Origin of the sequence: Lagierella sp. ICN-221743 (assembly GCF_037890055.1) — a bacterium.
Taxonomy (GTDB): Bacteria; Bacillota; Clostridia; order Tissierellales; family Peptoniphilaceae; genus Mediannikoviicoccus.
In genome coordinates, this window is record NZ_JBBKBD010000004.1 from 79,991 (window position 1) to 105,737 (window position 25,747).

The 25,747-nt window shown below is 34.2% G+C and carries 39 protein-coding genes and 1 other annotated feature; of the genes, 33 read left to right on the forward strand and 6 right to left on the reverse strand.

The genetic code is table 11. The features are described 5' to 3' along the window. The first annotated feature begins 8 nt into the window (after nucleotides 1-8). A complete protein-coding gene (locus tag WKS98_RS03150; protein ID WP_498916836.1) occupies nucleotides 9-1,319 on the forward strand; it encodes an MFS transporter in 1,311 nt (436 codons plus the stop codon). 31 nt (nucleotides 1,320-1,350) lie between these two features. Here the strand turns inward: WKS98_RS03150 and WKS98_RS03155 are convergent, their stop codons facing one another. After that, complete coding sequence (locus WKS98_RS03155) at nucleotides 1,351-1,491, reverse strand: hypothetical protein (RefSeq protein WP_498916838.1); 141 nt, start codon at nucleotides 1,489-1,491, stop codon at nucleotides 1,351-1,353. A gap of 77 nt (nucleotides 1,492-1,568) precedes the next feature. Next, nucleotides 1,569-3,590 carry a cell wall-binding repeat-containing protein gene (locus WKS98_RS03160; protein ID WP_498916839.1) on the reverse strand — a complete coding sequence of 674 codons (2,022 nt, stop codon included), beginning with the start codon at nucleotides 3,588-3,590 and terminating at the stop codon, nucleotides 1,569-1,571. Between the two features lie 180 nt (nucleotides 3,591-3,770). Between WKS98_RS03160 and gltX the strand changes: the two genes are divergently transcribed. From gltX to yihA, 8 genes are all read left to right on the forward strand, one after another. After that, on the forward strand, nucleotides 3,771-5,249 hold the full coding sequence (gene gltX, locus WKS98_RS03165; RefSeq protein WP_498916841.1) for a glutamate--tRNA ligase: 1,479 nt from the start codon (nucleotides 3,771-3,773) through the stop codon (nucleotides 5,247-5,249). A 1-nt stretch (nucleotide 5,250) separates the two neighbouring features. Then, nucleotides 5,251-5,772 carry a hypothetical protein gene (locus tag WKS98_RS03170; protein ID WP_498916843.1) on the forward strand — a complete coding sequence of 174 codons (522 nt, stop codon included), beginning with the start codon at nucleotides 5,251-5,253 and terminating at the stop codon, nucleotides 5,770-5,772. Further along, nucleotides 5,747-5,931, forward strand: a binding site (T-box leader). It overlaps the preceding gene by 26 nt. 32 nt (nucleotides 5,932-5,963) lie before the next feature. After that, entirely contained in the window at nucleotides 5,964-7,364 is a 1,401-nt protein-coding gene (cysS, locus tag WKS98_RS03175; protein WP_498916844.1) for a cysteine--tRNA ligase, read from the forward strand. A 9-nt stretch (nucleotides 7,365-7,373) separates the two neighbouring features. Then, a complete protein-coding gene (gene thyA / locus WKS98_RS03180; protein ID WP_498916846.1) occupies nucleotides 7,374-8,204 on the forward strand; it encodes a thymidylate synthase in 831 nt (276 codons plus the stop codon). Nucleotides 8,205-8,214: 10 nt separating this feature from the next. Beyond that, nucleotides 8,215-8,724, forward strand: a complete 510-nt coding sequence (locus WKS98_RS03185) for a dihydrofolate reductase (protein ID WP_498916848.1) — start codon at nucleotides 8,215-8,217, stop codon at nucleotides 8,722-8,724. A gap of 1 nt (nucleotide 8,725) precedes the next feature. After that, nucleotides 8,726-8,992: a PspC domain-containing protein gene (locus tag WKS98_RS03190; protein WP_498916850.1), complete on the forward strand. Its 267-nt coding sequence runs from the start codon at nucleotides 8,726-8,728 to the stop codon at nucleotides 8,990-8,992. A gap of 153 nt (nucleotides 8,993-9,145) precedes the next feature. After that, entirely contained in the window at nucleotides 9,146-9,649 is a 504-nt protein-coding gene (locus WKS98_RS03195) for a ferritin (RefSeq protein ID WP_498916852.1), read from the forward strand. 6 nt (nucleotides 9,650-9,655) lie between these two features. After that, nucleotides 9,656-10,261: a ribosome biogenesis GTP-binding protein YihA/YsxC gene (gene yihA, locus WKS98_RS03200; protein ID WP_498916854.1), complete on the forward strand. Its 606-nt coding sequence runs from the start codon at nucleotides 9,656-9,658 to the stop codon at nucleotides 10,259-10,261. Between the two features lie 1,615 nt (nucleotides 10,262-11,876). Here the strand turns inward: yihA and rd are convergent. Beyond that, the gene (rd, locus tag WKS98_RS03205) at nucleotides 11,877-12,038 is read right to left on the reverse strand and encodes a rubredoxin (protein ID WP_237036881.1); all 162 of its coding nucleotides are present in this window, start codon (nucleotides 12,036-12,038) and stop codon (nucleotides 11,877-11,879) included. Between the two features lie 176 nt (nucleotides 12,039-12,214). On the opposite strand from rd, the gene WKS98_RS03210 reads away from it, so the two are divergent. After that, nucleotides 12,215-12,595, forward strand: a complete 381-nt coding sequence (locus WKS98_RS03210; RefSeq protein ID WP_498916856.1) for an ATP-binding protein — start codon at nucleotides 12,215-12,217, stop codon at nucleotides 12,593-12,595. Between the two features lie 155 nt (nucleotides 12,596-12,750). Here the strand turns inward: WKS98_RS03210 and WKS98_RS03215 are convergent, their stop codons facing one another. From WKS98_RS03215 to WKS98_RS03225, 3 genes are all read right to left on the reverse strand, one after another. Further along, a complete protein-coding gene (locus tag WKS98_RS03215) occupies nucleotides 12,751-13,791 on the reverse strand; it encodes a tyrosine-type recombinase/integrase (protein WP_498916858.1) in 1,041 nt (346 codons plus the stop codon). 148 nt (nucleotides 13,792-13,939) lie between these two features. Then, the gene (locus tag WKS98_RS03220; RefSeq protein WP_498916860.1) at nucleotides 13,940-14,476 is read right to left on the reverse strand and encodes a DUF5067 domain-containing protein; all 537 of its coding nucleotides are present in this window, start codon (nucleotides 14,474-14,476) and stop codon (nucleotides 13,940-13,942) included. Nucleotides 14,477-14,525: 49 nt separating this feature from the next. Further along, nucleotides 14,526-15,188 (reverse strand): LexA family protein, encoded by a 663-nt coding sequence (locus tag WKS98_RS03225; RefSeq protein ID WP_498916861.1) that lies wholly within the window; start codon nucleotides 15,186-15,188, stop codon nucleotides 14,526-14,528. Between the two features lie 156 nt (nucleotides 15,189-15,344). Between WKS98_RS03225 and WKS98_RS03230 the strand changes: the two genes are divergently transcribed. The 23 genes from WKS98_RS03230 to WKS98_RS03340 all read left to right on the forward strand — a co-directional run bounded on the left by WKS98_RS03230 (nucleotide 15,345) and on the right by WKS98_RS03340 (nucleotide 25,668). Continuing rightward, nucleotides 15,345-15,545, forward strand: coding sequence for a helix-turn-helix domain-containing protein (locus WKS98_RS03230; protein ID WP_498916863.1), 201 nt, complete (start codon nucleotides 15,345-15,347; stop codon nucleotides 15,543-15,545). Between the two features lie 53 nt (nucleotides 15,546-15,598). After that, on the forward strand, nucleotides 15,599-15,892 hold the full coding sequence (locus WKS98_RS03235; RefSeq protein WP_498916865.1) for a hypothetical protein: 294 nt from the start codon (nucleotides 15,599-15,601) through the stop codon (nucleotides 15,890-15,892). Continuing rightward, nucleotides 15,886-16,050, forward strand: coding sequence for a hypothetical protein (locus tag WKS98_RS03240; RefSeq protein WP_498916866.1), 165 nt, complete (start codon nucleotides 15,886-15,888; stop codon nucleotides 16,048-16,050). The genes WKS98_RS03235 and WKS98_RS03240 overlap by 7 nt, the downstream gene beginning before the upstream one ends. After that, nucleotides 16,043-16,282 carry a hypothetical protein gene (locus tag WKS98_RS03245; protein WP_498916868.1) on the forward strand — a complete coding sequence of 80 codons (240 nt, stop codon included), beginning with the start codon at nucleotides 16,043-16,045 and terminating at the stop codon, nucleotides 16,280-16,282. The genes WKS98_RS03240 and WKS98_RS03245 overlap by 8 nt, the downstream gene beginning before the upstream one ends. Beyond that, nucleotides 16,272-16,505: a hypothetical protein gene (locus tag WKS98_RS03250; protein ID WP_498916869.1), complete on the forward strand. Its 234-nt coding sequence runs from the start codon at nucleotides 16,272-16,274 to the stop codon at nucleotides 16,503-16,505. The genes WKS98_RS03245 and WKS98_RS03250 overlap by 11 nt, the downstream gene beginning before the upstream one ends. A 10-nt stretch (nucleotides 16,506-16,515) precedes the next feature. After that, entirely contained in the window at nucleotides 16,516-16,977 is a 462-nt protein-coding gene (locus WKS98_RS03255; RefSeq protein WP_498916871.1) for a siphovirus Gp157 family protein, read from the forward strand. Beyond that, nucleotides 16,977-17,672 carry an AAA family ATPase gene (locus WKS98_RS03260; protein WP_498916872.1) on the forward strand — a complete coding sequence of 232 codons (696 nt, stop codon included), beginning with the start codon at nucleotides 16,977-16,979 and terminating at the stop codon, nucleotides 17,670-17,672. The genes WKS98_RS03255 and WKS98_RS03260 overlap by 1 nt, the downstream gene beginning before the upstream one ends. Beyond that, nucleotides 17,587-18,951: a DEAD/DEAH box helicase gene (locus tag WKS98_RS03265; protein WP_498916874.1), complete on the forward strand. Its 1,365-nt coding sequence runs from the start codon at nucleotides 17,587-17,589 to the stop codon at nucleotides 18,949-18,951. The genes WKS98_RS03260 and WKS98_RS03265 overlap by 86 nt, the downstream gene beginning before the upstream one ends. A gap of 11 nt (nucleotides 18,952-18,962) precedes the next feature. Continuing rightward, a complete protein-coding gene (locus WKS98_RS03270; protein ID WP_498916876.1) occupies nucleotides 18,963-19,445 on the forward strand; it encodes a DUF669 domain-containing protein in 483 nt (160 codons plus the stop codon). Then, nucleotides 19,445-21,673, forward strand: coding sequence for a phage/plasmid primase, P4 family (locus tag WKS98_RS03275; protein WP_498916878.1), 2,229 nt, complete (start codon nucleotides 19,445-19,447; stop codon nucleotides 21,671-21,673). The genes WKS98_RS03270 and WKS98_RS03275 overlap by 1 nt, the downstream gene beginning before the upstream one ends. Nucleotides 21,674-21,870: 197 nt before the next feature. Further along, complete coding sequence (locus WKS98_RS03280; RefSeq protein WP_498916880.1) at nucleotides 21,871-22,182, forward strand: VRR-NUC domain-containing protein; 312 nt, start codon at nucleotides 21,871-21,873, stop codon at nucleotides 22,180-22,182. Continuing rightward, nucleotides 22,172-22,696, forward strand: coding sequence for a hypothetical protein (locus tag WKS98_RS03285; RefSeq protein ID WP_498916882.1), 525 nt, complete (start codon nucleotides 22,172-22,174; stop codon nucleotides 22,694-22,696). Before WKS98_RS03280 ends, WKS98_RS03285 begins: the two co-directional genes overlap by 11 nt. Beyond that, nucleotides 22,689-23,117 (forward strand): DUF3310 domain-containing protein, encoded by a 429-nt coding sequence (locus tag WKS98_RS03290; protein ID WP_498916884.1) that lies wholly within the window; start codon nucleotides 22,689-22,691, stop codon nucleotides 23,115-23,117. The genes WKS98_RS03285 and WKS98_RS03290 overlap by 8 nt, the downstream gene beginning before the upstream one ends. 3 nt (nucleotides 23,118-23,120) lie before the next feature. Then, nucleotides 23,121-23,345, forward strand: coding sequence for a hypothetical protein (locus WKS98_RS03295; RefSeq protein ID WP_498916886.1), 225 nt, complete (start codon nucleotides 23,121-23,123; stop codon nucleotides 23,343-23,345). Nucleotides 23,346-23,347: 2 nt separating this feature from the next. Continuing rightward, nucleotides 23,348-23,503, forward strand: a complete 156-nt coding sequence (locus tag WKS98_RS03300) for a hypothetical protein (protein ID WP_498916887.1) — start codon at nucleotides 23,348-23,350, stop codon at nucleotides 23,501-23,503. 146 nt (nucleotides 23,504-23,649) lie between these two features. After that, nucleotides 23,650-23,862 (forward strand): crAss001_48 related protein, encoded by a 213-nt coding sequence (locus WKS98_RS03305; RefSeq protein WP_498916889.1) that lies wholly within the window; start codon nucleotides 23,650-23,652, stop codon nucleotides 23,860-23,862. Further along, nucleotides 23,863-24,060, forward strand: coding sequence for a hypothetical protein (locus WKS98_RS03310; RefSeq protein ID WP_498916891.1), 198 nt, complete (start codon nucleotides 23,863-23,865; stop codon nucleotides 24,058-24,060). Between the two features lie 2 nt (nucleotides 24,061-24,062). Further along, nucleotides 24,063-24,260: a hypothetical protein gene (locus WKS98_RS03315; RefSeq protein ID WP_498916893.1), complete on the forward strand. Its 198-nt coding sequence runs from the start codon at nucleotides 24,063-24,065 to the stop codon at nucleotides 24,258-24,260. 3 nt (nucleotides 24,261-24,263) lie between these two features. Beyond that, on the forward strand, nucleotides 24,264-24,434 hold the full coding sequence (locus WKS98_RS03320) for a hypothetical protein (RefSeq protein WP_498916895.1): 171 nt from the start codon (nucleotides 24,264-24,266) through the stop codon (nucleotides 24,432-24,434). Then, nucleotides 24,422-24,901: a MazG-like family protein gene (locus WKS98_RS03325; protein ID WP_498916897.1), complete on the forward strand. Its 480-nt coding sequence runs from the start codon at nucleotides 24,422-24,424 to the stop codon at nucleotides 24,899-24,901. The genes WKS98_RS03320 and WKS98_RS03325 overlap by 13 nt, the downstream gene beginning before the upstream one ends. Next, nucleotides 24,898-25,041, forward strand: a complete 144-nt coding sequence (locus tag WKS98_RS03330) for a hypothetical protein (RefSeq protein ID WP_498916898.1) — start codon at nucleotides 24,898-24,900, stop codon at nucleotides 25,039-25,041. The genes WKS98_RS03325 and WKS98_RS03330 overlap by 4 nt, the downstream gene beginning before the upstream one ends. Continuing rightward, nucleotides 25,025-25,270 (forward strand): hypothetical protein, encoded by a 246-nt coding sequence (locus WKS98_RS03335; RefSeq protein ID WP_498916900.1) that lies wholly within the window; start codon nucleotides 25,025-25,027, stop codon nucleotides 25,268-25,270. Before WKS98_RS03330 ends, WKS98_RS03335 begins: the two co-directional genes overlap by 17 nt. Then, on the forward strand, nucleotides 25,270-25,668 hold the full coding sequence (locus tag WKS98_RS03340) for a sigma factor-like helix-turn-helix DNA-binding protein (protein ID WP_498916902.1): 399 nt from the start codon (nucleotides 25,270-25,272) through the stop codon (nucleotides 25,666-25,668). Before WKS98_RS03335 ends, WKS98_RS03340 begins: the two co-directional genes overlap by 1 nt. Nucleotides 25,669-25,747 lie beyond the last annotated feature (79 nt).

Genomic DNA, 25,747 nt, shown 5'->3' on the forward strand with positions numbered 1-25,747 from the left:
ATGTTTTTATGAGTAACTTTCTTGATAAAATAGGTATAAAGGGAGATTTGAAGGAAAACTTCGGACTTATAATACTGCTTGCGTTTGGAGTTGCTGTTATTTCAGGACTACCATTCTTTAGGTTTGAGTATTATGATGTTTATTTAAAGACATATAACTTAACTAACACTCAAATGGGTGTATTTGGATCTATAATTGGATTTTTTGGAATTATATCCTATTTGTTTGGGGGAGTAATAGCAGACGGTTTAAATGTAAAAAAAATTATAGTAGTTTCTTTATTAATTACAGGAATTGGTGGATTTGCACATCTATTGCCTCTAGGGTTCAAAGGGCTACTTATAATATATGCAGTTTGGGGAGTTTCTACTACTTTTGCATTTTGGCCAGCTTGTGTAAAAGCTATTAGAGTAGTTTCTGATGATACAAACGAAGGAAAGGCCTATGGTTTTTTTGAAGGTGGAAGAAATATTGCTGCAAGCATAATAGCGTTAATAGCCTTGATACTATTTAGAATAGGGGTATCAGGAATGGACAATAAATTACTAGCTATGAAATATGTAATTTTATTCTATTCCATTACAAATATAATTATGGCTGTTTGTGCTCATTACTTCATAAAAGATGATAAGATGGTGCTAGCAACAGGAAGTGTTAGCTTTAAAGGTATATCAAAGTTATTAAAAAATCCTGCAACATGGATAATTTGTTTAGTATCCTTCTTTAACCACATATTTTGTTTAGCGGTATACTATTATATACCTTATACAACGCAAATACTTGGAGCTTCTGTAGCCTTTGGAGCAACTATGGGATTATTGCGTAGATTTGGTTCAATAGGAGGTAATATATCTGGAGGATACTTAGCTGATAGAATAGGAACAGGTAAGTTAATGCTATCTGCATATATTTTTATCTTTGCATTACAAATTATATTTATACTTGTTCCAATAAATCCGAAATTCATATGGATGGTTGCTGTACTATATGTGTTAATATTAGTGTTTTTTAATATGAACTATGCAATGTCGTGGACTATGATTAGTCAAAGTGATATTCCTGTAGAATATTCTGGAACGGCAGCGGGGCTTATCTCCACTGTTGGAGCTATCCCAGAAATGTTCGTTTCAATAACTGCAGGAAATATAATTGATAAGAATCCAGGAATCGTAGGATATAAATATATATTTTATGTGTTAACCGCCATTATAGGAATCGAAAGCATTTTAATATATATATGGATTAGACATCTAAGAAAAAAAGAATCTCAAAAGATGGAAGAAAAGACAAAAGAAGATATTAAAGTGTGTATGCACTAAAAAAACAGACCGGCAAATTTGTCGGTCTGTTTTAAAGTTTATTGTTAGCTATAACCTTCTTAAGCTCCATTGTAACTTCATCTATTTCCAATCGAGTGGAATTTTTTTCGGCATATTTATCTGCTTCATCAAGCTTTCTTTCAATATCATCGACCTTGTCAATATTCTCCATAGCCCCTCCAATATTATAGTAATAAAAATCGGCATAGGATTTCTCTTATGCCGATTAATTTTTCTATAGACTAAGGTCTAGTTGTCACCTTTAATATAATCTATAAATGGATTGTTTACCCAAATCTTTACTGCAGTTGCAGTGCTTCCCTTTAGAGTTTCATTTAAAGTCTTAATAACTTTTTCGCTGTCCTTTTCAAGGGTAAATGTGTGAAGGATTAGATTATCTTTTTCGATTCTATTGTCGATTAGGTTTCCGTATCCTTCGCCCATTTCTGCTGTTGTGCTATATAGTGGAACCCACCATGAGTCTGCGATTCTGTTTTCGCCTTTAGGCATATCTTTTGTCTTCATTCCATTTGCAATAACAAGTTTATCAAGTTTTTGCATATCTGTTTTGTTTTCGAATTCAATATAGATATTAAATTCGATTGAGTTTGCAATCATCTTGTTGTCTTTTACCTTCACAACTTCATACTTGTCAGTTGCAGGAGCTGGTTCGCCCCATTCTTTTCTATATTCATATGCTGAAGACTTTGGTTCTATTGCAACCTTACCTTTAATACCTTCCATTCTTAGGATGGCTAAAAGTTGGTTTACATTTTCGATTGAGTCTTGGCTGTAAACAAAAGTCTTGCTCTTATCAAATGAGTTTGCATAGTCCTTTGAGATTATGTTAAAGCCTGTAGCTTCGTTTTTTGTAATAAGCTCAACACCGGCTCTAAATGCGTCGTTATTTGTTAACACCTTTGCCTTGTCGTACTCTTTGCCAAGTTCAAATGCTACATATGGGTTTGAAATGTCGCCAGACTTCATAGCCTTAACGTCGTTATTAGCTACAAGTCCCTTAACCATTTTGTCGATAATTGGTTTTAATTCTGTTCCCTTAATGAAATCTTTTAAAGTTCCAGCTTCTACATTTGAACCTAATTTATATGCGGCAGCTGCTTTTAAAACGGCTTCGTCATATTCGCCGGCTTCAAGGCCAAGTACCTTAAGAGCTTGCTCTTTTGTAATAACTCTTGTTAGTTCAGAAACTTTATTTCCGTTAGTGAATAGATTTATAATATCTAACTTTTCGTTACCTGTTAGAGCTGGTCTATTCTTTGCGTCTTGTAGTTCCTTTGGCATTTTGCTTAGGGCATATGAAAGGGCTGAGTCCTTTCCATATAGCATATTTATAATATTGTTTTCAGAAACTGAACTGTTTCCACCTACAACTACAATTTCTTTAGCATTTTCTTTTATAAATGAAAGAACTTTTTCGTTAACTCCGTCCTTTGTAACAAGAAGGATAGGTGCGTTAAGTTGTGCCGCAGCTGATGATGCTGATAGTGCATCTGGATAGTCTTCGCCGCTTGCTATGATTACTTTATTAAGTTCGCCAAATTCTTTTTTGTATTCCTTTGCAACTTCAAGTGAAGTAAGGTATCTATTTATACCGCTGATTCTTCTTTCTTCACCCTTTACAGAACTTTTTCCACCGATTATAACGGCGTTTTCAATATCCTTAGTTGAAGGTGCAAGGTTCAACTTACTAAATTTACCTTCTTTATTTCTTCCTGCAAGAGGACCTGCAGCAAGTGCGTCAGGATATTTTTCTCCGTCTGCTACATAGTTTGCAATATTTTCCTTTGCGATTTCTTTGCCAAGTAATTTGTATCTTAGTTCGCCAATCTTTTCAGAAGTCTTATATCTATTTGCTCCTGAAACTCTTTCAACAGGGTATGACTTTGAAATTTCTCTTTCAACGTCCATTGACACTGTTGATTCTCCACCAAGAATATATACCTTTTCAGGTTTTATTCTTTCAAGTTCCTTCTTAGTGTTTTCGTTAAGTTTTTTTGAGCCAGTTAAAAGTAGTGGCCATTTTTCTTGAATGGTCAATGTACTTCCAACAAGGGCATCAGGAAATACTTCCCCGCTTGCAACTACAACTACTTTAGATTTTTCATAATATTTTTCTGAAATCTTAGTAGCAGTTTCATATCTGTTTGCACCACTGATTCTCTCTATCTTTAAACCTTGTGATGCATTTGATTTGCCTGCAGGAATTAACATTGATCCTGCTAAAAGTACAGCTAAAAATTTTTTATTCATTTGCATTCCCTCCTTTAGTACTTTCGATATTATTATACAACAAAAGAAAACCTTTTATCATAAAAATTTTCATTAAACTATTTAATAATGTAAGGTTTTGCCCTTGCACCATTGCAAAAACTTGTGTTTAAAGATAAAATTGTTATATATGTTATTTGATATTAAAGAGAAGGGGAGAAAATGAAAGAAGTTAGATTACGTTTCGCACCAAGTCCAACAGGTTATGTTCATATTGGTGGACTTAGAACTGCACTATATAATTATTTATACGCTCGTGGACAAAAGGGCAAATTTATTTTAAGAATTGAAGATACAGATAGAACAAGATATGTGGAAGGAGCCATCGAAAACCTTATAAAGGAACTTAAATGGGCGGGCATTGACATTGACGAAGGTGTTAGCCTAGATGAAGATGGAAACATTATTAATGTGGGAGACTGCAAGCCATATATCCAGTCAGAAAGAGTAAAGCAAGGCATCTATGATAAGTATGTTGACAAGTTAATTGAAGAGGGAAAGGCCTACTACTGTTTCTGCACAAAGGAAAGGCTTGACCACATAAGAGAAGCTCAAAAGGCCGACGGTAAAATTGCAAAGTACGACGGTTTTTGTAGAGGAGTTTCCCTTGAAGAAGCAAGAGAGAGAATTGCAAATGGCGAAGAACATGTTGTAAGAATGAAACTTCCTGCAAACAAGGACATCTCCTTTGACGACGCCATAAAGGGAAAAATTACAATTAACACAGACGACATGGACGACCAAGTTCTTATTAAGTCAGATGGTTTTCCAACATACCACTTCGCTGTGGTTATAGACGACCACGAAATGGGCATAACCCATGTTGTAAGGGGAGACGAATGGCTACCATCAACTCCAAAACACGTGTTCCTATACGAAGCCTTTGGATGGGAAGCGCCACAATATGTGCATCTACCAACGGTATTAAACAAATCTGGTAAAAAACTTTCCAAGAGAAACGACGACGCTTCAGTGGAAGACTTTAGAAAGAAAGGCTACCTTCCAGAAGGACTAATAAACTACCTTGCATTGGTAGGATGGTCACCGGAAACAAATGAAGAAATACTTTCCATGGAACAGCTTATTGAACAGTTTAGCTTCGATAGAGTTTCAAAATCTGGTGGAGTATTTGACAGTGAAAAGCTTGACTGGGTTAACGCACATTATGTAAAGGCCCTTGAGATACCAAAGCTTGCAGAGTATATAAAACCATATATGGTTGAGGCAGGCCTAATAAACGAAGATTTTCCAGAAGAAAAACTTGAACTAATAGCACAGACCTTCCAAGAATCAATTCACAAGTTCTCAGAAATTGTTGAACAATCAGAATTTTTATTTAAAGACAAAATAGAAATAGTTGAAGAAGACGCAGTTGAAATGGCGTCAGGAGAACAGGTTCCAAGTCTTATAGAAGCCTTTAAAGAAGAACTTTCAAACATTGACGAAGTTGATGAAGAGTTTGCAAAGACCGTTATGAAAAAAATTCAAAAGGCTACTGGAGTTAAAGGAAAGAATTTATTTATGCCGGTGAGAGCAGTTTTAACAGGTAATGTTCATGGACCAGAACTGGTAAATATAATTCAAATACTTGGTAAAGAAGGCCTGGAAAAGAGACTGAACCAATTCCAACAAGGAGCATAATATGAAAAACAAAGTGCTTACAGGATTTCTTATAATCTTTTTTCTAACAGCTCTGTTCTTTGCATCATTTGTACTTTTTAATAAGTACAACGAAACCTATAGCTACGACCAAATAACTTCAGGAGTTATTGATGGTATTACCTATAAGGAATTAAAGACAGAAAAAGTAGAAGACATTTTATTCTTCGTTGCAGAGGACCTTAAAAACAAAAAAGATTTAAAGGTTATGGTTTTTGAAAAAGACTTTTTATTTAAGTCAAGATATAGAAAAAAATATGAAGAAGAAAAAGATGACGTTGTCAGCAGTATCTACTACGGTACGGACAAAAGTGGTTGGATTTTAGTCTTCGGAAGAAACACCGACGAAAACCCAATCGACTCCTTCGAAGTTGTGTCTGACAAGACTAAGAAAGTAGATGTAAAAGAAAAGGGAATCATCCTTGAAGTTATGCGAGGCAAAGCTAAGGATGTTAAAAACTTAAGAATTGAATATAGTCAGGAAAATCAGGAAAAAACTGATTAGGATTTTTAGAGAGAAGTAGCTTGGTGAAATGCTTCAATCCGACTCAGAGGTATGCGCCTGATATGAGAATTTAATACATTCCGGTTGAACCGTTAGAACTTTTAAGTGGAATAGATTTCTAATCAAATAGAGTGGAACCGCGGATAATTCGTCTCTTGCAATTGCAGGAGACTTTTTTTATAGGAGGAAAGATGAAAGTATATAACACATTGACAAGACAAAAGGAAGAATTTGTACCAATAGAAGAAGGCAAGGTGGGCATCTACGTTTGTGGCCCTACGGTGTATAACTACATTCACGTTGGAAACGCAAGACCAATGGTGGTGTTCGACACATTAAGAAGATATTTTCAATATAAGGGCTATGCTGTAAAGTATGTAAGTAACTTTACAGACATTGACGACAAGATAATTGAGAGGGCAAAGGAAGAAAATGTAGACTTCACAGAAATAACAAAGAAGTACATCGCCGCATACCTTGACAACTCAAACGAACTTAACTTTGACGAAAAGGACACCATACATCCAAAGGCAACAGAGTACATTGGAGAGATGATTAAATTTGTAAAGGGCCTTGAAGACAAGGGCATCGCATATAACGTTGACGGAGACGTGTACTTCGACATTACAAAAGCCAAGGACTATGGAAAGCTTTCAAGAAAAAACATTGAAGAGCTACAAGCGGGTAAGAGAATAGAAGTCTCATCAGAAAAGAAAAACGCCATGGACTTTGCACTTTGGAAGAAGAGAAAAGAAGAATCGGAACCAGCATGGCAGTCACCATGGGGCATGGGAAGACCAGGATGGCATTTAGAGTGTTCAGTAATGTCACAGTCCATCCTTGGAGACACCATCGACATCCACGCCGGTGGAGAGGACCTACAGTTCCCACACCACGAAAATGAAATCGCACAGTCAGAGTCACTACACGACAAGGACTTTGCAAACTATTGGATGCACAACTCCATGATTACCGTTGACAACGAAAAGATGAGTAAGTCCAAGGGCAACTTCTTCCTACTAAACGACATTAGAAAAGAGTACGACCTTGAAGTTGTAAGATTTTGGTTACTTTCAGTGCACTACAGAAAGCCAATTAACTTTAGTCAAGAGGTTATGCAGGCAACAAAAAATGGGCTAGAAAGACTTTATAATGGAAAGAAAAAGTTAGAAGAACTTCTTGCAAATGCAAAGCCAGGAGAGTTAGACGAAAAACTTTCAAGTGAAGTCGACAAAATCGTTAAAAACTTTGAAGTTGCCATGGACGACGACCTTAACACAGCAGACGCAATAACTGCAGTTTATGATTTAATAAAATTTGCGAACACAAATCTTGATGAAAACTCTTCAAAAGAAATTGTTGAAAAGACACTGAACACATTAAATAAACTTTCAGACGTTCTTGGTATATTACAAAGAGAAGAAAAAGATGACAACTTAGACGAATACGTTGAGAAGATGATTCAAGAAAGAGCCGATGCAAGAAAAGAAAAAAATTTCGCAAAGGCCGACGAAATTAGAGACAAATTACTAGAAATGGGTATAAAATTAAAAGACACAAGACAAGGAGTTACTTGGGAAAAAATAAAGTAGGAGAGTTATATGAGTAGAGCTGATGATATTTTTATAAAAATGTGTAAAGACATATTAGAAAATGGATATTCTTCCGAAGGGCAAAAGGTTAGACCACGCTGGGAAGATGGAACACCGGCTCATACTATTAAAACATTTGGAGTTGTAAATAGATATGACCTGTCTAAGGAGTTTCCAATTCTAACCCTTAGACCAACCCCAATGAAACTTACAGTGGACGAACTACTTTGGATTTGGCAAAAAAAATCCAATAGAGTAAGCGAACTTAAGTCTTCAATTTGGAACAGTTGGACAGACGAAGAAGGCACCATTGGGAAAGCTTATGGCTACCAACTTGGAATAAAACATAAATATAAAGAGGGAGAGTTTGATCAAGTTGACAGAGTGCTTTACGACTTAAAGCACAATCCCTATTCAAGGCGCATTATGACAAACCTATATAACTTTGAAGATCTACACGAGATGCAGCTTTATCCATGCGCATACTCAGTTACCTTCAACGTTACAGGAAATAAATTAAATGCCATATTAAATCAACGTTCACAGGACATCTTAGCAGCAAACAACTGGAATGTAGTACAGTATTCAGTTCTGGTACACATGTTTGCACAAGTTTCAGGCCTTGAAGTAGGTGAGCTCATCCATGTAATTGCCGATGCACATATATACGACAGACATGTACCGATTATAGAAGAGCTTATAAAAAGAGAGACCTTTGAAGCACCAAAGTTTGAAATCAACAAAGATGTAAAAGACTTTTATGACTTTACTCCCGATGACTTCAAACTAATCGATTATAAAGCGGGGCCTCAAATTAAAAATATACCCGTGGCAATTTAAGGAGTGAAAGATGAAAGCTATAGTAGCTGTAGACAATAACTGGGGAATAGGAAGAGACAACGACATGTTGATTTCAATCCCCGACGACATGAGATTCTTTGTAGACCAGACGACAAACAAAGTTGTGGTTATGGGTAGAAACACATTGGAGTCGCTACCAGGAGGAAGACCACTTAAAAATAGAACTAACATCGTAGTTTCAAGAAGCATGGACGGAAGAGAAAATGTAATCACCGTAAGAAGCCTAGAAGAGGCACTTAAAGAAATAAAAAAACACGATACCGATAAAGTTATGATTATTGGAGGAGACTCTATCTATAAACAGTTTTTAGACTACTGTCATGAGTGCATAGTTACAAAGATACAAGAAGACTTTCCCGACGTGGACTGCTACTTTCCAAACCTAGACGAAAACGAAAACTGGGAGTTAGAAACAAGCACCATAAACTACAACTGGGAAGGTGTTCAATATAACTTTAATTGGTATAAAAATAATAATGTAAAAGATATAGAGGTGTAAAATGAAGAAAAAATTATACAAAGTAAGAGAAGGAAAGATGGTATCAGGAGTATGTCTAGGACTATCAGAATACTTTGACATTGACGTTTCCATAGTTAGAATAATTACAGCAGTACTAGGACTATGTTACTTTGCAGGACTTGTAATGTATATAGTTGCAGCTATAGTTCTACCATGGAAAGAAGATATCTATCCAGAAGACAATAACATAAAAGACAATAGCTATTCACAAAGAAAAGAAGATGATGACTATATAGATATAGACTAAAATTGGTTCAAGCATTGCTTGAACTTTTTTTATTACAAATAGAATTTAAAAATTAAAATAAAAAAATAGAAAAATGTTTAAATTAAAATTCGCCGGGTAGATATAACACTGAGGTAAGAAAGACTTGTCATATTAATTTTATAGGAGGATATTATGAGCAACAAAAAATTATTAGACTTACTAAACAAACAATACAACTTTGAAATAGAATCAGCGTACATCTATAAAGCGATGTCACTATGGGCAGAAAAAGAAACTTGGCCAGGAGTTGCAAACTTCTTCCATCAACAAGCACTAGAAGAAATGTTCCATGCAAACAAATTAGAACATTATCTACTAGAAATTGGATATGATATAAAACTTACAAAAATTGCAGAACCAAAGGCAGAATACAAATCATTATTAAACGTATTCAAAGAAGCACTTGACCACGAAAAACAAGTTACTGCAAACTTCATGGAAATAATGAAAGAAGCAAAAGAGCTTGCAGATTACCAAACTGAAATTCAAGCACAATGGTTCCTAAAAGAACAAGTTGAAGAAGAAGCAACATTTGACGACCTTATTCTTACACTAGAAAGAATAAATGACTCAGCAGCTGGACTATTCCAATTTGACGCACAACTTGCTCAAAGAAAATTTAGTCCACAAGCATAATAAATAATGAAGATAAAAACCGCTGATTTGGAAAAAATTGCAGCCACACTAGAACAATATCCAGAAAATAATCTACCAGAGATTGCCCTAGCAGGTAGATCAAATGTAGGCAAGTCGAGTTTCATAAATGCATTTATAAATAGAAAGAACTTGGCAAGAACCAGTTCAAAACCTGGCAAGACCAGAACAGTAAACTTCTATAATATAAATCACGAATTTAGACTTGTAGACCTACCAGGATATGGATATGCAGCAGTATCCAAATCAGAAAAAGATAATTGGGCAAAAATCATCGAAACCTACCTTCACAATAGAACAAATCTTTACGAAACAGTACTATTAGTAGACATTCGCCACGATCCAACAGCACAGGACAAGCAAATGTACAATTGGATAAAAGAAATTGGCTTTACAGGATTTGTAATTGCCAATAAGGCGGACAAAATAGCAAAATCAAAACATGGACAATATATAAAAAATATTGCAAAAGTACTTCAAATAGAAGACAGAGATTTAATAATACCATTTAGTTCAGATAACAAAATAAATTTGGACTTGGTACATGAGCAATTTGAAGCTATTTTGAAATATGGTAGTGGTTTCGAAGAATAACTGGCTTTTTCATGATTTTCTTCTTTTTTGAGAAAGGACTCCTGCGGGGAGTTCTTTCTTTTTATGCAAAATTTGCTTAAATGCGTTAAATTATTAAAATATTGTAACAAATAAGAAAAAATTTGCAAAAAAATAGTGGATTTTTGTTTAAAATAAAAATTGTGGGTATTAATATAATACAAACCGATAACCATTAAATGGTTACCCAACTAAAATTAAAAAAAGAAATACGAAAATGTATTTAGTTCGAGATGTCGAGCTTTATATAGAAAGTATTTTAAGAGAAGGCTTGGTATTCGGTTTTTAATATATAATCCTAATGTTATTACAGATAATCAGAGGATTTTGAAAAACAAAGTGAAAATTTAAAAAGAAAGGATTTGATAGTTGTGATAGAACCTAAAAGTAAATGTTGGAGTAACCATAAGTAGTGGAAGTTATTAACATATAGATGATAATAACTTCCACATTTTTTTGTTTTGTAGGGTTTCGCCCTACCACCATTTTATTTCTATTATACATAGTTGTTTTATTTAATTTTGTTTTGTAGGTCTGTGACCTACAACTTTTTTTATTTCTAGTTTGGTCATTCGTTTAATTTGCCTTGCGGCATACATAGCAAAGTTTTTTAAACTTTGAGTAATCATATTTTATGAAATATATTTTTCCTATTCTCAGGGTAAGGATGAATGAGACCCAAGATTTCCCCTCATATCCTTACCCTGAAACCCGAATCTTTTACACCCTTAAAACGCTTGGGGGATACCCCAAACCCCAATGTAAGATGTAGAAAATCTTGTTGGATTTTCTTCTTTTTTTAAAATCATGTTTTGTATAATCTTATTTGACTGTATTCTTCTTTCCCAATAATTAATCACAATATTTGAGATCCTTCAGCTACAAATTTGCTTTGCAAATTTTTCGTTCAGGATGACAATACCGGTAATAATATTCCTAATAAAAGTGCCGAAGGCACAGCAAGGAAAGCCTTAGCTTTCCTACCACTTTACACAAGGGGTCTTGGGGATATCCCCAAGTCGTTGGGAGGTAAAGGGGGTTTCCAAGGGGGGAAGGAACGTACGAAACGGTTCCTTTTTCCCCCTTGGTATAATAAAAGAAAAAGCGGATTAGAAATAAAAAGGTCGTAGGGTGAGACCTTACATAACAATACAATAAACTTTAGCGTTAAATTTCTAAGGAAAGTTCACGAGACTCTTCGACTTCAAATTTTCAGAGCAAAAATTTTCAATCAGAATGACATGTCAAGTTGCGACACTCCCAAAAAGTGCCGAAGGCACAGCAAGGAAAGCCTTAGCTTTCCGACTGCTTTACACAAGGGGTCTTGGGGATATCCCCAAGTCGTTGGGAGGTAAAGGGGGTTTCCAAGGGGGAAAGGAACGTACGAAACGGTTCCTATTTTCCCCCTTGGTGGAATAGGTTGAGAAAGCGGATTAGAAATAAAAAGGTCGTAGGTCATAGACCTACATAACAATGCCGTAAGGCAAATAAAACAAAAACCTATACTAGAAATAAATAGGTAGTAGGGTGAAACCCTACAAAACACAATTCAAAAAGCAGAAATTAAAAAAGAGAGGACTTATCCTCTCTTTACCTCTTATTCTTCAGGTTCAAATTGATCTTTACCCGCTCCACAGATAGGGCAAACCCAATCTTCTGGAAGATCTTCAAATGCTGTACCTGGTTCAATTCCGTTATCTACGTCTCCTTCTGCTGGATCGTAAATATGGCCACATGGTTGACATACATATCTTTTCATAAAGACACCCCCTATAATTTTGTTGTCATTATATTTATACCCTAAATATTTCTTTTAAACAAGTTTTTTAATTACGGTTTCTTTTACTCTTCACAGACACTCAAAAAATAAAATTTTATTTCACGGGCTTGTTAGTTTATAAACTACTTGGGTAATTAATACATAGGTGGCAAAAAATGTACAGATTTGATGAAACGGCTAAGGGGACCATGGAGAACATCAACGATATGACGATGCGATTCATGGGAGATATAAGTTCATACTTACACGATGAAAAAACGCTCTACGATTTGAGACTAATAGTTACAGAGCTCATGGTAAACGGAGTAAGACATGGCAATATGGAAAATTTTAATAAACTCATTTCACTATGTGCTGTGTTATCCGACGGAAAAGTTACAATAAAAGTAAAGGACCAGGGCAGTGGCATAAAGGTCCACAAGTGTAGCTGTAGTGATTTTACTAAGACAAATGGCAGGGGTCTTTTTATTGTTGAACATATAGCAGACAAAATAATTTATAATAAAAATGAAGTAGTTGTGGAGCTACATATATAGAAATAGCCCACAACTATTTATTTTGTCCTTCTTTATGGTATAATATTTGAAAATTCTTTAAATGTGTTGAAATACCAACATTCCAGTTCTTGAAAAACGCAAACGGCAGAAAAACGGCAGAAATTATTTTATTGCTTATGATGGTTCGTGATTGTTTATCCCATTAATTCTCTTATGGCTTCAATTCTTTGTTCATCTCTTTGTGAGTAAGTTTTCATTACAAGTTCTACGGTGTCTCCTAGTAGTTCGGCAACTGTTTTAAAATCTACTCCATTAGATATTAAGTGAGTGGCAAAAGAGTGCCTGAAACAATGAGGGGTAAAACCCTCATAACCTATTTTGCTTGTGTGTTTTTTTATTTTAGAGCGGTATGAGTCATAAGATATTACAAACAGTCTACCTCGATAATCTAAAGGATTTGATTTGATATGGTTTTGTATCTTGTCATATAACTGTTTTGTAATTGGCACTGTATGAGGTTTCTTATTTTTTAGTTCGTCAAATTGTTTGATTTTATAATTAAATTGTTTGTTCACATAAATTTCATAAGGTTTAATATCACTTATAGTAAGTCCCAAGAGCTCACCTGCACGAACGCCAGTGTTGATATTAACCTCGGTCATTAGTTGAAATTCTTTGTCCTTTTCAAGTGTGGGGTACAAGATTTTATAGTATTCATCTAGCGTCATTATTTCCTTTTGTTTTTGTACTTTGTAAGTCACTTTTTGTTTCCTTAAAGGGTTTAGACTTATGATTTCAAGTTCTTCTATAAAGAAGTTAAATAACGCCTGCACGTTCCTTTGGAAATTATATCTTGCACCAGGTTTATATTTATCACTTAGTATAAAGTTAAAATCAATCGGCTTAAAAGAAACTACCTTTTTATCAAGTACATTTTCAAGCAAGTTAAAAGCTTGTTCATATTGCCTTATAGTCCCATAAGCTAATTTATCTTTTCTTGCTTTATAAAAGATGTCTATACCTTCTTGTAGCGTAATATTTGAGTACTCATTTGAGGGGTCGTCCATGGACTCTAACTCTCTCATAGCTGTGATTGTCCAAGACCTGGCTTGGTTCATATTTGTAAAACCTTGTTTTGATTTTTGTCTCCAAGTCTTTTTATCTTCTGGTCGATAAGGCAAAATTGCCTGTATCGTGTTGTTTCTCTCTCTGTAAATTGGTTCACCAAATAACATAGTTTGTCTCCTTTCAGATTTGTATGTTATAAGGTAAATGATATGTGGGTGGGGTTATTTGTGTTATAATATTAATAGATTGTAATGTTACTTTTACATTTTTCAAAGAAATCTCTCTTGGTCGGGGGATTTTTTTGTTTGTGTTAATTTAATTTAGTGTAGATAAGTCTATAGTAGTTTTATATGGATCACTTGATAAAGTTATTAGCTCATCAAGTTCTAGCTCAAGTGGTTTTGATAAGTCTGTAATACCTACAGTTGCAAAGCAATTTTCTATACTTGCACCTGGTTTTACTTCTTTTTGTCCTACTCCAAGGTCAACGTCATCTACAAAAAGCATATCGTCAGTTTCTACTCCATCTTGGAATCCTTTGAAATTAATAGACATGAAAGGTGCCATAGTTTCTTTTGAGTTATTTTTCCAGTCATAAGTGATAACTAAAACATCCTTACCCTCATAATCTTTTGAAAGTCTATACTCTTTTACTGTTACTTCAAAGTCACCTAAAGTTATAGGTTGACCAAGTACAAGTTCTTTACTTTCTTCTTTTGGAGCCTCAGTTTGTTCAGTTTGTTCGGTTGCTTTAGTTGGAGCTTGTGTGCCTTCTGGCTTTGATTGCTCCGTGTTTCCTCCACATGATGTTAGTGTTAACATCAGTGCTGCCAATAAAATTATTTTTTTCATTTCTTCCTCCTAAAAATTTATTTATAAAGTAGGGGGTTTAATCCCTACTCTATATTACTACTGTATACATGATTACCTTTCCTATGATATCTACAGTCTCACTCTCTAAGTCGTAGACTATATCTGTAAAAGCAGGAGAGGTTGACTCAGGTTTAAATATAATTTTATTATCAACTTTATAATATCTTTTCACGCTGTAGTCGTGAGAGCTATCGTTAAATACGACTATGTCTCCGTCTTTTATATCTAGTGATGATTGATAAGGTAAAATTGCCACTAGGGAGTCATTTGGGATAATTTTATTCATTGAATCACCATAAACTTTCATGATTATGATGTCGCTATTTCCTGCATACTTACCAAGTAATTTTGACGGTATAGATATTTCTTGATAATTTTGTCCGTCGATATTTTCAGGCTTACCTGCTGCTACTGGTGTAGGTATATATTTATAACTGTGCATAATATCGGCTTTTCCTAAAAACTCAACCTTTTCATCTAAACCTAGTAAGTAATTCATATCTTGATTAAATTCTTTTGCATATGCTGCCAAGTAAGTATTTAAAGGTTCGGCTTTGTCATTTTCCCACCTTGAAACCATGCTTTTTGAAATGCTAAGATTATATTTTTTATTAAGTCTCTCTGTTAATTCGTCCATAGATAAATTATGATTTAATCTAACTTCTCTTAATTTTTCTCCTAAACTTTTCATGTGATCACCTCCGTCTTCTTCTTTATTATATCAAATATGTTCCTATATAGCAATAAAAAATTATCAAAAAATGAAAAAAAGTTGTTGACAAAGGAACAAAAATGAATTATACTTATATTAGTTCCAAGATAGGAACAAAAAAAAGGGGGTGAAACTATGCAACAACCATATTTTAAATTAAAAGCTTATTTTGTAGAAAAGAACATACCTTTCAAGGACGTGGCTAAGTTACTTGGTATTACTGAGCAAAATTTTAGCTCTAAAATCAATAGAAACGGTCAAGATTTTACACTTCCGCAAGTTAGAAAGTTATGTTCAGAATTTAAATTAGATCCTAATGAATTTTTTTTGAGATAAAAGTTCCTATAAAGGAACAAAATTACAAGGTAAATGAAAATAGGTGGGGACTTATGGAAATTACAGATGTATCAATAATTAATAAAAAAGAGTTAGCAACAAGGTGGAATTGCTCTCAAAACTACATCAATAAACTTGAAGATGAGGGAGTGATTACAAGACTACCAATAAATAGGTGTTGCTACTCTTTAAGACAGATTTTAGAGATTGAAGGGACAAATCCTGAACCTGAAATGGTGCTACTGGATTATAAAAGAATAAAAAAAGAAAACGAGGAGTTAAAGGAAGAGGTTTATAACCTTAACAAGAAGATTTTTAAGTTAAAGGAAGTGATGGAAATATGGTAGCAAATAAAGAAATTTTGGAAGAAGATTTATTCTATTGTTTAAAAGATATTCAAATTTTAAGAGAGAAATTGAAAATGTATGAAAGAGATCAAAAAGAACTGGATAGACTTTCAAAAATTAAAAAAGAATTAATAGAAAAGTTGGCTGAGTATGATTAAGTTTAATAATTTAGAAAAAGCCTGCAAGGAGCTTGATTTCTACTTATTAGAAGCAGATTACAATCACTTAATCGTGACGGCAGGAAGATTTGAAGACTATATATGTATACACAAAGAAGAAGCTTGGAACATTAGTTTTGAAGTAAGGTTTAGGTGGTTAGAATCAGATAAAAAAGCAAGGCTAATTAAAGCTATTACAAAAGATTATGAGGAGGTTTTAAATGGAGATTAAGAAAGAAAAGAAAGAGTTTAAAGATACAAGGCTGGCATACAACATAAGACAGTTTGTCTACAGCTACAGAAGATGGAAAAGATATAACAGAGCTGAAATCAAGTTTTGGAAGAAGTTAAATTTTTGGATAGCGGCTAGTTTGGTAAGTCTAGGTGCAGGTGCAATTGTGGTTTATATTTTTGTACAAACTTTAATTAGGTGGGTCGTTTTAGGAGAATATTAGGAGGTAGAAAATGAAATTATACGAGTTAACTGAAAGTTATGTAAGATTGATGGACTTAGAGGGTGACTTTGAAAGTGCCTTAGGTGTGATTGATGATGAAATTGAAGTAAAGGCTGATGGTATCGCAAAAGTTATTAAGGAGTTAGAGGGTGACTCTCTAAAATTCAAGGAAGAGATTGATAGGCTTAATAGTATACGCAAATCTACTGAAAATAGAATTTCAGACCTAAAATCTTACCTTGAATTTAATATGAAGAGAGTGAATAAAACTAAGTTTAAAACTGATTTATTCTCTTTCAATATACAAAAAAATAGGGGTTCTGTAAAGGTGCTTGATGAAAGCAAGGTTCCTGAAAAGTATCTTATACACAAAACTTCTGTGGATAAAACTAAAATCTATCAAGATTTAAAGGATGGAGTTGATGTTGAAGGTGTAATGTTGCAAGAAAGTGAAAGTTTGAGGATTAGATAATGAAAATTTTTAAGGCTAGTGATTTAAAGGAAAGTAAGGCAACTTACTTAATTTATGGAAATCCTGGGACTGGGAAGACTACAGCTATAAAATATTTACCTGGCAAAAAGCTTGTTGTAGATATTGATAAGTCTTCCGTAGTCCTTATGGGAGAAGATGATATAGATATCTTGGAGATTGACTCTTATAAGATATGGGAAAGTTGGATTGAGGCTGTGAAGTATATAAAGGATAATTTTAAAGATTATGATTTTATCGTGATTGATAATGTGACTGAGTTATTTAGATCCATATTAGCACAGCAAGGTAGAGAGGGGAAAAATAATCGTGTGCCAAGTATGGCAGACTACCAAAGAAGTGACTTTGTGATTATGGACAGTTTCAGAGCTATAAAAAGTGTTGATTGTAATGTTTTGTTTACTGCTTGGGAAACTTCGGACAAGTGGGAAACTGAAGCAGGGCAGATATTTAATCGTGCTATTCCTGATATTAGAAGGACGATATTAAATAATTTTTTAGGGTTATGTGATGTTGTTGGTCGTTTAATAATCAGTGAAAAGGACGAAGAGATTAAGAGGGGTTTTGTACTACAACCAAGTATGGATGTGTATGCAAAAAATCGTCTTGATGATAGAAAAGGGTGTTTACAAAGTGAGCTTGTACGAGTATCAACAGGAAATAGTGCAGAAGACTAGGACGGCTATATTAAATGGTTATAAACATCCATGCATTGTGTCTCCATGTGGAAGTGGTAAAAGTTACATCATATCTCACATGGTAAAAGGGGCAACGGACAAGGGAAATAGGGTTTTATTTCTTGTTCATAGAAAAGAACTTAAAGAGCAGATAGAAGAGGACTTTGAAAAGTTTGGAGTCAATCCTGATTTGCTTGATGTCTACATGGTTCAGACTGCTACTAATCGCCTTGATAAAATCAAGTGTCCCAAGATGATTGTGACGGATGAAAACCATCACAGCATGGCAAAGACTTATAGGGATATATATGAAGCCTTTCCAAGTGCAACAAGGATTGGTTTTACTGCTACACCTATTAGGCTTGATGGAAAAGGGCTTGGAGATATTAACGATATTTTAATCGAGGGACCTTCTGTGAAATGGCTGATAGAGAACAACTTTTTAGCACCTTATAAGTATTATGCACCAAGGGCCTTAGATACTCACGTTTTAAAAAAGAGAGCTGGAGAGTATACAAAGGCAAGTATTGATGAGGCTATGAGCAAGGGCGCTATATTTGGTGATGTTATTGGTCACTATAAAAAGTTAGCTCTAGGGCAGCAAGCTATTTGCTACTGCCACAGTGTAAGTTATAGCATGAGGATTGCTAAGTATTTTACTGGGGCAGGTATAAGTGCCAAACATATATCGGCAGATACTCCTAAGGATAAAAGGGAAGAAATTATCGAAGATTTTAGGAGTGGGAAGATAAAGATTTTATGTAATGTCGATTTGATTGGAGAGGGTTTCAACGTGCCTGACTGCTCCTGTGTGATTTTACTAAGACCTACTGCCTCTCTAAGTCTATATATACAGCAGGCTATGAGGTGTATGAGATACAAAAAAGGCAAGGTTGCGACGATTATTGACCATGTAGGAAATGTTGAAAGACACAACCTGCCTGATACTCCTCACGAGTGGAGCTTGGAGGGGGAGAAGGTGGCAAAGAGGGACAGAGAAAAAGGCGAAGTTAGTATTAAAATTTGTCCTGAGTGTTTCAGTGCCAATCCGTCTAAGTGTAGCCTTTGTCTACAGTGTGGAGCTGAGTTAAAAACTGAAGAAAAAGAGTTAGAAGAAATCAAGGATGTAGAGTTGGAAGAAGTCAAGACTGAATTTGTCGTTGACTATAGGGAGCCTGAAGACTGTAAGTCTATGGGTGAATTGTATGATTTAGCTAAAAATAGAGGTTATAAGCCTGGTTGGGCTTACTACCAAGGGAAAATATTAGGATATATCTAGGAGGAAAGAGAATGTTTAAAATTGATTATGATTTAGCGCAAAATTATGTTGAGGGTGGAGTTTATGAAATGTACTTCGAGGACTACGAACAAAGAGTTGCGAATAGTGGAACAAGGTTCTTTTTGCTACACGGAGTTATAAGAAAAGATGTAAACCAAAGTAATCAAGGAAGAAAGGTGTTGTACAACCTATGGTGTTCAAAGGATACTGGAGAACTAAATATGGGTTTTGTGGCACAAATTGCAAGGGCTGTTAAACTTGCGAATGGGACTGAATTTAAGTCAGAAGACGACGTTTTAAAAGCTTTGATGTATAAGCCTTTTAAGGCAAAGATAACCTTAGAAACTAATGAATTTAATGGAAGACAGTACACTAATAATGTGTATAAGGGATTTAAAGAAAGTGACTTCCCTCAAATCGCACCTGGGACTATGGTAGAGGGCGCAACTATGATTAATAATAACAATTCAAACAATGAGGATGTGCCATTTTAATGTATGAAAAGATACCAAAGGAATTGAAAGAGAATAATTGCTGGTGCTGTTATCGGATAATTGACGGGAGAAAAATTCCCATCAATGCCCGCACTGGCAATAATGCTAAAAGTAATGATGAAAATACTTGGTCAAGTTTTGAAGCAGCTAAAACTGGTGTCAAAGTGCACAATTGTGATGGTATCGGATATTTTTTTAAACCTCCATATTTTGGTGTGGATATTGATAATGTTAGTAAGGAAATTGAAGGCTATAAAGAGGGAGAAAGCAACATTATCACTGAATTTGTGGAAAGCCTAAAGAGTTACACGGAAATTTCTCAATCGGGGAATGGAATTCACATAATTTGTAAGGGTGAACTTCCTGAAGGTGCTAGAAGAAAAGGCAATGTTGAAATGTACCAAAATGGAAGATATTTTATTATGACTGGTAATGCTTTGACGGATAGTGGGGAAGTTGAAGAGAGGACTGAAGAGATTAAATATCTACACTCTAAGCACTTGCAAGATGTAATTCAGGAGCCTGTAAGGGATGTAGCAAGTATCAATGATGATGAACTTTTTAATAAAATTTTTAGCTCTAAGCAGGGAGAAGCTTTTCAGAGGCTTTATGCTGGAAAGTGGGAGGGCTTTTATACTTCACAAAGTGAGGCGGATTTAGCTTTTGCTAATATGCTAGCTTTTTGGACTGGCGGAGATATAAACAGGATGGACATGATATTTAGAAAGTCCGCCTTATTTCGTCCTAAGTGGGATAGAAAGACAGCAGGAAGCACTTACGGAAATAATTTGTTAGCTAAGGCTATAAGGAATTGTAAGACCTTTTATGTGCCTGGGGAAGAATACAAGATTTTTTTAAAGGACACTAAAAAGATTGAAGCCTTTGACGATACTGGAAATGGAGTAAGATTTTTTAATCTCAATAAAGACATAGCGAGATTTTCTTATGTGGCTAAAAATTGGTACCTTTACAATGGCAAGAAGTGGCAACTTGACGATAGTGGAAATGTTAAAAGACTTGCTGACAATACTATAAAAGAAATGAAAAATGAATTTCCTCTCTTGGAAAGTGAGGAGATGGAGAAAGCCTTTCAAAAGCATTTAAAGTCTACAAGGCAAAGTAGAGGGAAGAATAATATGTTAAAGGAAGCTGAGCATTTACTTCCTGTAAAGCCTGGAGACTTTGACAAGGATATAAGGCTTTTTAATGTAAATAACGGTTTTTTAAATTTAAAAACTGGACAACTTTATCCACATGATAGGGAGAAGTTATTCAGTAAGCAAAGTTATGTAGAATTTACTAATAAGATTGATTGTCCGCTTTGGGAAAATTTCTTACATGAAATCTTCGCAGGGGACAAAGAAGTAATTGATTATATTCAAAAGGCTGTAGGTTATAGTTTGACTGGATCCACAAGAGAACAATGCATGTTTATTTTGCACGGATATGGAAGAAATGGGAAGTCAGTTTTTTTAGATCTAATAAATGAAATTATGGGAGACTATGCGACGAATATTCAACCTCAAACTATTATGGTAAAAACTGGGTTTCAAGGTGCTGCAAATAGTGATGTTGCAAGGCTTAAAGGTGCTAGATTTGTAACTACCACAGAACCTAATGAAGGTATGAGGTTTGATGAAGGTTTAATTAAACAGCTTACTGGTGGCGACAAGGTAACTGCAAGGTTTTTATACGAAAACGAGTTTGATTTTAATCCTGAATTTAAAATATGGATTGCTGCTAATCATAAACCTATCATCAGAGGAAGAGACGACGGTATATGGCGACGTATGATTATGATACCTTTCACTGTACAAATTCCTGATGAAAAGGTTGATAAGGACTTAAAGTATAAATTAAAAAAAGAACTAAGAGGGATACTCAACTGGGCAGTTGAAGGATGTCTCAAGTGGCAGAGAGAGGGACTAAGTATGCCTCAGTCAATAAAGGTTGCTACTGAAGAATATAAGTCTGAAATGGATGTAATTACAGCTTTTATTGATGAGTGTTGCATTGTAAGTGCAGAAGAGAGTGTAAAAGCTAAAGATTTATACCAAGCTTATAAGAGGTGGGCCATTGAAAATGAACAATTTTTAATGAGTAACACCAAGTTTGGTAGGGAAATCGGAATGAAGTATCGAAAAGAAAGAGGCAGACAAGGAAATATATATAAAGGTTTGAAATTAAATTTTGATAGCGAACCATATAATATATATAAATCATATTAACTATTGTGTAGGGTTTGTGTATAGTTTGTGTATAGTTTGGAAAAATGAAACCGTTGATATTACTGGTCTGTGTATAGTTGTGTATGGTTTGTATACTTCTTTAAGACTTTTAGGATAAAAATATAAATATATATAAGTATATAGAAAAGGGCGAAAACCATACACAACTATACACACTTATTTTTTTAGAGGTGACTATGAAAGAAATTGATGTGCAAAATTCTATAAGAATTGGAGTAGCAGATATAGCTTTAATTTTTAGGGCGAATGTTGGTGGATTTAAGACGGAAGATGGAAGATTTATTACAACTGGTCTTCCTGCTGGATTTCCTGATTTATTTGGAGTAAGAAAAAGTGACGGGAAAGCAGTTTTTATAGAAGTTAAAAACGAAAAGGGCAAGCCATCTAAAAAACAACTCAAAATGGGAGAAGTTTTAAAAAATGCAGGTGCTAACTGGGGCATTGCAAGGTCGGTGGAAGAGGCAAGGAGGATAATTAATGAGAATTAACGAACTAAGAGACAAAATCGACAAACTTGGACAAAAATATGATAAAAACTTTATTGTTGAAAAGAATAAATATCCTAATGGTCAATCGTATATAAAAATTTGCGAGGGTTGCTCAAGTGATAATTATAAGATTGCAACAATAGACTTAGAAATACGATATGGATTTAGCGTGATTGGAATATCGTTTTATAAACTACCTGGGCCACTAAAAGAAGAACTTTTTGATATTTTAGTAGAGTTTGCAAGAACACCTGAAGGTGAGAGGGAAGAAGAAAAGAGATATCAATATAGGTTAAAAGAAAAGTATTGGTGGATAGCGGATAAGTTTTATGAAGAAAAGACCTATTTTAATTTCAGAACGGTTAGAGAAACTTTTATAGATATATGTTTAGGAAACAAAGAAGAAACAGAGCATTATAAAACTAAATTCACAGATGAAGAAATAGGTGCAATTGTAGAAAAATATGATATAGACTTAGAAATGTTTGACAAGATAGAGGTGTTAGATGAATAAGGAAAAACTTGAGGAAACTATAATCGAAAAAGGAAGACAAAAAGGTTTAGAACTAGACAGAAAATATGTAAAGGAGTGGTTTAATATGGGATACGAAAAACGTTCGATTGACCCTTTTACAAATTTTATAATGGGAATTTTAGATGAAATTATAGAGGATTTAGAAGATGAAGAATGTAAAGGTTGTGAAAACTGTACTGATTGTCACTGTCAAGACAATATTAAACAACCTAGTCACTATAAGTTAGATGGCTTAAACGTAGAAAGTATAGACGTAATAAAAGCAGTTTTAGGCAAAGACGGATTTAAGAGTTTTTGTATTGGAAATTGTTTGAAATATTTGATAAGGGCGGAAAAGAAGAATGGATTGGAAGATTATAGGAAATGTAAGGTTTACTTGGATTGGATTTTGGAGGAGTAGAAAATGAAAATAACTTATAAACAGTTTATTGAAGCAGTTGAAAATTGCATTGATTGCGATGGATATGTTAACAGAGATGGAGAAGAATTAAAAATCATTGAAGAAGTACTTGGAGTACATTTTGAAGACATAAACGATGAAGGCTTAAAAGGATATTTATTTGGATTACAACATATGCACGGGGTAGAAAAGGAAAAATATTTGCTTTTTGAAGATGATGAGGATTAAAAATGGCAGAAAAATTAACAGTATTAAGATTAGAAGATGCAATAGAAGTTGTCATAGACGCAATAAATCATTATGAATACGCATATAGCATAGATGCTTTAGTGGCAAACGCTAAAGAGTTTATGGAGTGTCGCAGTTTTGAAATAGAGAGAGATTAAGGAAAACAAGCAGGAATAACAACCGTGTATTGGTTTGATTGGTTAATTAGAATACTAATATTAATTAGCGTAAGTATAAGTATAGCGTTAATAGTGTTTACAATAGCTATGATATCAGCATTAAAGGTAAAACTAGGAGGTTAAAAATGACAAATGAACAAAAAGAAAAATACAAAAGACTACAAGATAGATTAAAAGAATTATCGGATTTATATGAGAAGATAGGCAAATTGTCTTTTTATATCAACACTGAAAAAGAAAATGGAAATGAAGTAGATGAATTACTGAACTCACAATTAGGTCACATGCTGAAATATGCAACAGAATTAGAACGAAGAATTTGTCAAGGAGTTTACTAAATGAGATTAAAAATTGAATTTAAATACCAATGTGAAGTTGAAGTCAGAGACGGAGAAACTATTTTAACAAATAAAAATTTAAACAAAGATAATCTTGTACCTTATTTATCAAATGAAATTAACAAGTTTTTCTTATCAAATGACGGTAGAACAGAAGCAGGTGGAATTGTAGATTTTGATTATAAACTGGAGGAATAAGGATGGATTTAAAAGACGTAGATAGAAAACTTAAACAACTACACAACTTACAAAAAGCAATCGTTAGAATTGCAAAGTGTACAGATGAAAAAGTTATAGCTGTTAATAGCGAAACCTATGAAGATGTTTATGGCAAAGAAATAACTTTAAAATTTTCAACGGAAGTACTTAAAGAAATGGAAAAAGAGTTGGAGGACTAAAAAATGGAAAAACATTTAGTTATCAAATATTTTGACGCATATCCTGAAAATAAATTTTATTTTGATAGTAAAGAAGAAGCAGAAGAATTTATTAAAGAAAAAGATACTAACCCAAGATATTTAACAACATACGAGTATAGAGGAATAGTTGAGGTGGAAGAATGCAAGAATTAATAACTAAAATCGAACAATGGGCAATAGACAGAGAACTGGACAAGAAAGCTACTGTAGAAGCCCAATCAATAAAAACAGCAGAGGAAATGGCAGAGTTAATTATTGGGATATCAAAGGATAATGTTGACCTTATAAAAGACAGTGTTGGAGATGTTTTTGTAACGCTTGTTATTGGGAATATGATTGATGAAAAGCACGATTTACAAAAGATATTATCTAGGACTAAGAACATAGAATATGAGGGAGAAAAAAGCGGACTGATATCTTTGATAAGTACAAGCCTTATGAGCACTATAGGAATGAGTTATGACAGTAGGGTTATATTGGGGACCATTAGAAAGTTAAAGATGGTGTGTAAGTTTTACAATTTAGATTTTACTGACTGTGTACAAAGTGCTTATGATGAAATCAAAGACAGAAAAGGAAAGACAATTGACGGGCAATTTATAAAAGAGTCTGACCTATGATAACCACTGAAGACAAGATAGAAACTGTAATATCTCTTCTTGGAGAGATACTTGAAGAAGTCGAAGAGTACAGAGAAGATTATCAAGAAGTGGCAAAAAGTAAATTTAGGCTGGAGGTTTGGTATGAGCAATGGAAATGAGAAGAATTATTTACTACTTGCTGAAGCTGTGATTGATGTGACAAGGGAAGACTACTTAGAAGCTTATAGATACTTATACAAAAGACGTGGTAGGAAGAAGAGAGAAGAAGTGAAGAGGTGTGAGTATATTATTAAAAGTACTGAGGAGTTTTTAAAGTACGGCTGGATAGGTAATGTTGTCTACATCAATGTTGATGAAGTACTTAGCACGTGGAGGAGGAATGCCTGATGAAGAAAGCAGAACTCTATAAACTATTTGGTTGTCACAATTTGATTAGAAGTTATGAACGACAACTTGAAAGACTTGATACTTTGAAGTCATTTGAGTATGGAGAGAGGGTTCAAACTTCTCATAAGAAAGGTTCTAGTGTAGAAGATAGTGCAATCAAAAGTATAGAGTTGAAGAGAGTTTTGATTAAAGAGATTAATTACTTGATAGGACTTAGTTTAAAAGCTAAGGAAGATTTTAAGGTGCTGGATAATAGAGAGAGGGCAGTACTTGAATTAAGATACCTTGAAGGCCTTGAGTGGAAAGATATTAGTAGGGAGCTTTGTTATAGTGAGCAGCATGTATATAAACTTCATGGTCAAGCTCTTAAAAAGATGAGAGTAAATGATAGTAAATGATAGTTGAGTATGTGATATTATAGTAGTGTAGGAAGTTGCCTAAGAGGTGACTTTCTTTTTTCATGTGCATAAATGCACC